The following is a 5,929-nucleotide window of genomic DNA, read 5'->3' as shown; positions in this document are numbered from 1 at the left end:
GCCACGGGGGTGTGCAATCTGGCGGGGTTCATCCGGCCGGGTGCGGTGGCGCGGATGGTGGAGTTGGCGGGGGAGTTGTCGGAGAAGGCGTGGCCGATGGATCGCACGCACACGGTGTATTTCGAGAGGCCGGATGAGGGTGTGCCGGAGGGGCATCCGCGGCGGCGGCAGGTGCGGTCGGCCAAGCATGGGATTGCCTATGACTACATTCCGGTGGATGCGCCGGTGCGGCGGTTGTATGAGTCCGATGACTTGACGGCCTTCATTGCGGCGGTGTTGGGCAAGGAGAGGTTGTACCGCAGCGCGGATCCGTTGGATGCGTTCCAGGTGACGACGTTCTATCCGGGGGAGGAGCTGGGGTGGCATTTTGACCGCAGCGAGTTTTCGATGACGGTGATGTACCAGCCGGCTGAGTCCGGTGGGGAGTTTCTGTATGCGCCGGGGTTGCGCAGTGAGACCGATGAGAACTATGCCGGGGTGCAGCGGGTGCTGGAGGGGGATGAGTCGGGGTTGAAGGTGTTGCCGTCCTCGCCGGGGTCGTTGGCGTTCTTCCGGGGTGAGCACGCGTTGCACTGGGTGACCCCGATCGAGGGGAGCACCCCGCGGATCAACTCGGTGCTGACCTACGGTGAGCGTCCGGACATGAAGCTGAACGACCTGACCTCCGAGCTGTTCTACGGACGCACCTCGAACTGACGGGGGGCCTACACCGACCGTCCACCATCGTCACCGGGATCCCCTGCCCGGTGATCGGCGGCCGGAACGCGAAGCGCGCGGCGCGTTCCGGCCGTACCCGTCACGACCCACTCGTCACGCACACTCGTCACGGCGCCGACGGCGGCTGCCAGTCGAGCAACGGGGCGAGCGAGGCGTTGAAGAGCGCATCGGGCACCATCCGCGTGACCAGGTTGCGCACCACCACCGCCGGGCCGGCGGACAGCTGCCCGACCGTCCCCACGCTTCGGGAACGGGCCGCGACGCGCTGCGTCCGGTGACGTCGGTGGCGGTCGTAGTCGGCCAGCGCCGCCGAGACCGCCTCGGCGTCGCGCACCCCACCGACCAGGTGCCCCAGCGTCGCGGCGTCCTCCAGGGCGAGCCCCGCCCCCTGTCCGAGGTTCGGTGTCATCGCGTGCGCCGCGTCGCCGAGCAACGCGACGCGCCCGCAGACGTAGCTGTCGAGGGGCGGCAGCTCCATCAGGTCGTGGAACAGGAGTGCCTCGTCGTCGGGGATCGCCTCGAGCAGCCGAGGAATCGGTGGGTGCCAGTGGGCGAAGCGTCGGCGCAGGCCGGCGAGTCCCTCGCTCACCGAGCCGGGCGGTGCGGTGATCGCGGCGAAGCAGTAGTAGCGGCCATGTGGCAGCGGGACGTAGCCGAATCGTTCGCCACGCCCCCAGGTCTCGCCGACGCGGCGCTGCTCGTGGCGGACCCGCCCCTCACCTCCCTCGGCAGGCAGCGGCAGGGGAGTCGTGAGCATGCGGTAGGCGACGTACCCGGCATACCGGGGAGGCTTGGCGGCCGGCCACAGGACCCGGCGAGCGGTGCTGTTGACGCCGTCCGCGGCGATGACCACGTCAGCCTGCCTCTGGCCGGACGCGTGGGTCACGATCCCGTCGGCGGTCACCTCCGTCACGATCGTGCCGGCCCGCAAGGCCGGTCCGGGGACGGCCTCGCGGAGGGCGTCGAGCAGGTCGGCGCGGTGGATCATCAGCAGCGGGCCGAAGCGCTTCCGGATGGTGCTGATGTCCTGGCGCGCGAGCCAGCGCCCGGAGCTGTCCCGGATGCCGCCGTCGGTGGCGACCAGCGACCTGGCCCGCACCGCGTCGCCGAGGCCCAGGGCTTCGAGTGCCCGAACGGCGTTGGGCCACAAGGTCAGTCCCGCCCCGACCTCGGTGAACGCCGGTGCCTGCTCGAGCACCTCCACCTCGTGGCCGGCACGCAGCAGCGCGACGGCCGTGGCCAGTCCGCCGATTCCGCCTCCGACGACGATCGCCTTCACCACAGGTCCTCCGCAGCGTCGACAGCGGTCACCGACAGGATGCGGTCGACGTGGAACTCACGCTGCCCGGAACGCAGGTGGCACCACGCCCAGATCCGGCCCCCGAGCAGCTGCATCCGGCTGATGATCCGGTCGCTGACCCCACCGGTGCCGCTGCGGTAGACGATCCGGATCGGCCGCCCGTGGTCGAGGGCGAAGGCCAGCTGACGGACCTCCGCGCCGCTCAACCGCTTCGAGAGAGACTGCAGCTCCCGCTCGGTCTCCGTCTCCCCGCCGGACGAACCGCGCAGCACCTGACGGGCCAGGGCGCCGGCGGTCAACGGCACAGGGGCCTCGGCCGGTGCCCGGCCACCGACGGTGCGGGCGAGGAGCTCGAGCACGTCGAAGGAGCCGTCCCCATCTGCAGGGTCGGGGGCGCTGTGCCGGCCGGGCTCGGCGGTGGTGTGTGCGCCCGACGGATCCTCTTCGGGCGCAGGAGACTCCGGCATCGGGAAGTAGCCCGCGGCCCGGAGCGCCGTCAGCGCCTCGTCTGCGGGGACAGCACAGGCCAGCACGGTCGGGGCGAGCAGGCGGGGATGCAGCCGCCGCAGCTTGCGGTCGACGGCGACCTCGGCCAGCAGCGCCTCGTCCGGGCAGCGGATGAGGGACACCGCGTCGCTCACCCGCAACCGCCCGTGGCGCCGCGCCACGTCGGTGATGAGGTAGCCGAGCGGCTGCGGCAGCTCGCCGGTGGACAGCCGCCCGAGGCGCTCGAGGAGGGCATCGGCGCCGGTGCCCTCGTCGAGCGCCCGACGCACGCTCGCCGGCGAGAACCGCCACGTCATCGCGCCGCCGCTGCTGCTCTCGCGGTCCGCGGCGAGGTCGAGCAGCTCCGTGACGTGGGCGGACGGCGACCCGAACACCATGGCGGTCAGGTCGGTGCCGAACGTGGCGGCGTCGGTGGAGGCGGGCAGGAGGCCGGCAGCCTCCTGCCGCACGGCCCCCGCGTCGTCGTCCAGCAGCGCCCGACCCAGCGGTGAGAGGGCACCCAGCGCGAGCAGCCCGAGCAGCTCGGCCTCCCGCCATACCAGCCGTAGGTGCGGGGCACCAGACTGCTGGCTGTCGGTGGCGAAGGGCCGCGCCCAGGCCACCAGGGCGGCCACCGACGCCACGGTGGTCGCCTGCCGGCCCGGGAGGTTGGCCAGCTCGCCGAGCATGGACCATCGCGCGTCGACCGCCGCCGGGTCCGGTGGGTTCCCCAGCGCGGCAACGGCCTTGCCCTCGGCGTCGTGAGTGACGGTGGGGGTGAACGGTGTTCGCAGCCACGCCAGCACGAGCGACGACAGCCGGGCCGCCGGTTCTGCGGCGCGCCACTCCCGGAAGGCCGCGGACACCCCGACGCCCCGCCCCGCTGCCTCGAGCAGGCCGAGCCGACCCGCGAGCTCGAGCGCCAGCCGGGTCGTCGTGGGGTCGGAGCCGACGACCTTCGCCACCCGGCTGAGCTCGCGGGCGCCGACCCCGCCGGACTTCAGCAACGCGACCGGCCTGCGTGCCGTCGTGTCGAGCACTCCGATCGCGTGGCTGAGGAACTCGGTTGCCGCGACGGAGGACTCGGAGCGCAGGCGTTGCTCGTCCACCTCCGTGGTCACCGGCTGCGGAGCCTGGACGTGGAAGGGCACCGTCGGGTCGTCCAACAGCGCGAGCGCCACCTGCGAGGGCATCGAGGCCGAGTGAGCGTTCCAGCCGTCGCCGACCACGAGTCCGCGCTCACCGGCCCAGCGGATGGCCTCCAGGCGCTGGCGGTAGCCGCCGACACCGCCAGCCAGCGGGAGTTCGTCGTCATCCTCCGGTTGGGCGAGGGCGCGCAGGTGCTCGGCCACCGTCGGCGGCGCCGAGGCCACCAGCGCGCGCACGGTGCCGGGGTCACTGAGGTGGTTGGCCACCGAGTCGACGACGACGTCCTTCGTGCCGCCGCGAGGCAGCCCCAGCAGGGTCTGTGCCTGCTGCAGGCGGCTGACCGAGACCGCTTGGAGCAGCACCTCCAGCGGCGCCCCGAGCCCGAGGGCGGGCCGCAACGCCAGCCGCAGCGACGGCGGGGTGCGGATCCGGTCCTCGCGGCCCGGCCAGGCGAGGCCGGCGGCGGTCAGCAGCGGCAACGTCGCCTGCACCCCCTCGCGGCTCTCAAGGTATGCCGACGCCTCGTCGTCCGACGTCGGCTCACCGGCCCAACCGACCGGGCGCAGGAGCTGCGCGGCCCGGTCGAGCGTCGCTGACCCGCCCAGTGCCAGCAGCACCTGCAACAGCTCGACCGCGGGCCGGGGGAGGCGGGTCACCGCCGCCGACAGCGACATCGGGTGGTCCAGGCGCTCGGCGAGCTCGAGGACGTCACGCGGCGCCGGGTGGTGGACGACGTCCGGGCGTTCCTCGAGCAGCTCGACCAGCTCGGCCTCATCGAGGCCACTCAGCCAGTCGGGCAGGGAGTCGGCGGTCCGCGGCATGGCACTCCGAATTCCGGGGGAGTCGGGAGGTTCAGGCTAGCCGCGGAGCCCGGGCGACGAACGGCCCGGTGGCGGCGGCGTGCCGCCGTCAGGTGCCCGTGCCCAGCGCCTCGGCCGGGTCGGGCAGGGCGAGGGCGGCCACCTCTCGGGCCTTTCGGACGAACGCGTGCGCCGCCGGGATGCGGTAGCGGTCGCGGTGCCACGCCAACCCGACGACCCGAGGCTGCACGCCGGCCAGCGGCACGGCACGGATGCCGGTACGGAACGGGTCCACGGACAGCCACGAGATCACCGCCGCGCCCACACCCTCGGCGACCAGGCCCAGCATGGTTCCGTTGTCGTGGGAGCGGAACCGGACCTGCTCGGCCAGCTCGGGGTGGCCCAGCCGGTGCTCGATCGCGTGCACGTCGCGCATCCGCGCATAGGTGATGAGCGGTATGCCGTCCAGCTGGCTCGGGTGCACCGGGTCACCGTCCCGGCCCAGGTCGCTGTCGTCGCGGACGACCACGACGTAGGGGTCCTCCAGCAGCTCGACGTGCTCGAACGGGCCCGGCGTGAGCGGGTAGACGACGAAGGTGAGGTCGAGCTCGCCCCGCTCGACGAGGTCGAGCAGCTCCAGGTCGTCGGCGGCCTCGACCAGCTCGACCCGGACCTTGGGCCACGCCTCGGCGAACTCGCGCAGCAGCCGGGGCAGGATCCGCACGCCGACGCTCTGGTAGGACCCGACCCGCAGGATCCCCGACTCGCCGTCCGACAGGGCCCGCAGGTCGGCCTGTGCGCTGGCCAGCCGGGCGACGATCGCGTCGGCGTGGGTGAGCAGCAGCTGCCCAGCGGGGGTGAGGGTGACCGACTTCGGCCCCCCGGGCCGCTCGACCAGGACGTGCCCGACGAGCCGTTCGAGCCGGCCGATCTGCTGGCTGATCGCCGACTGCGTGTAGCCCAGCGACTCGGCCGCCTTGCTGAAGGACCGCTCCCGTCCGATCGCGGCCAGCGCCACGAGGTAGCGCAGTTCGACGGGGCCGGGTCGGTCGCTCATGCCGGCAGATTAGAGCCACTAATGGAGGCGGTCAACAGGAGCGATTGCCCTAATACCCCGTCCGGTTCCACGATGGTGACGTACCGACGAAGCCGGCGTGACCGGCATACCGAAGACAGCCCGTAGGACCGAGGAGGCCCGAGCATGACCCAGACCGTTGACGAGACCACGCAGTTGCCGGCCTACGCCGACGTGGTGGACCTGGACCGCTACCCGATCCACGAGCTCGACAGCGAGCGCGGCCGCGCGTTCGTCGCGGAGTGCAAGGCCGAGCTCGATGCCACGGGGGTGTGCAATCTGGCGGGGTTCATCCGGCCGGGTGCGGTGGCGCGGATGGTGGAGTTGGCGGGGGAGTTGTCGGAGAAGGCGTGGCCGATGGATCGCACGCACACGGTGTATTTCGAGAGGCCGGATGAGGGT

At 72.5% G+C, this 5,929-nt stretch carries 4 protein-coding genes and 1 pseudogene; 2 read left to right on the top strand and 3 right to left on the bottom strand.

Annotated elements, in window-relative coordinates; genetic code table 11:
- Positions 1-696: HalD/BesD family halogenase (locus VFL99_RS11075; RefSeq protein ID WP_325106414.1), on the top strand; the 696-nt coding region annotated here is incomplete at its 5' end.
- A 127-nt stretch (positions 697-823) separates the two neighbouring features.
- Here VFL99_RS11075 and VFL99_RS11070 read toward each other — a convergent pair.
- The 3 genes from VFL99_RS11070 to VFL99_RS11060 form a co-directional block, all read right to left on the bottom strand.
- On the bottom strand, positions 824-1,996 hold the full coding sequence (locus VFL99_RS11070; RefSeq protein ID WP_325106413.1) for an FAD-dependent monooxygenase: 1,173 nt from the start codon (positions 1,994-1,996) through the stop codon (positions 824-826).
- Positions 1,993-4,473, bottom strand: coding sequence for a helicase C-terminal domain-containing protein (locus tag VFL99_RS11065; RefSeq protein WP_325106412.1), 2,481 nt, complete (start codon positions 4,471-4,473; stop codon positions 1,993-1,995). The genes VFL99_RS11070 and VFL99_RS11065 overlap by 4 nt, the downstream gene beginning before the upstream one ends.
- 88 nt (positions 4,474-4,561) lie before the next feature.
- Positions 4,562-5,509: a LysR family transcriptional regulator gene (locus VFL99_RS11060; protein WP_325106411.1), complete on the bottom strand. Its 948-nt coding sequence runs from the start codon at positions 5,507-5,509 to the stop codon at positions 4,562-4,564.
- Positions 5,510-5,653: 144 nt separating this feature from the next.
- On the opposite strand from VFL99_RS11060, the pseudogene VFL99_RS11055 reads away from it, so the two are divergent.
- Positions 5,654-5,929, top strand: a pseudogene (locus tag VFL99_RS11055) (HalD/BesD family halogenase); the annotation flags it as partial.

The organism is Segeticoccus sp. (genome assembly GCF_035708005.1).
This window is presented reverse-complemented; position numbering and strand designations above follow the sequence as displayed.

Bases quoted from the DNA above. Each gene is read 5' to 3' on its own strand.
- VFL99_RS11065 (WP_325106412.1), bottom strand. From the start codon at position 4,473: ATGCCGCGGACCGCCGACTCCCTGCCCGACTGGCTGAGTGGCCTCGAT.
- VFL99_RS11060 (WP_325106411.1), bottom strand. From the start codon at position 5,509: ATGAGCGACCGACCCGGCCCCGTCGAACTGCGCTACCTCGTGGCGCTG.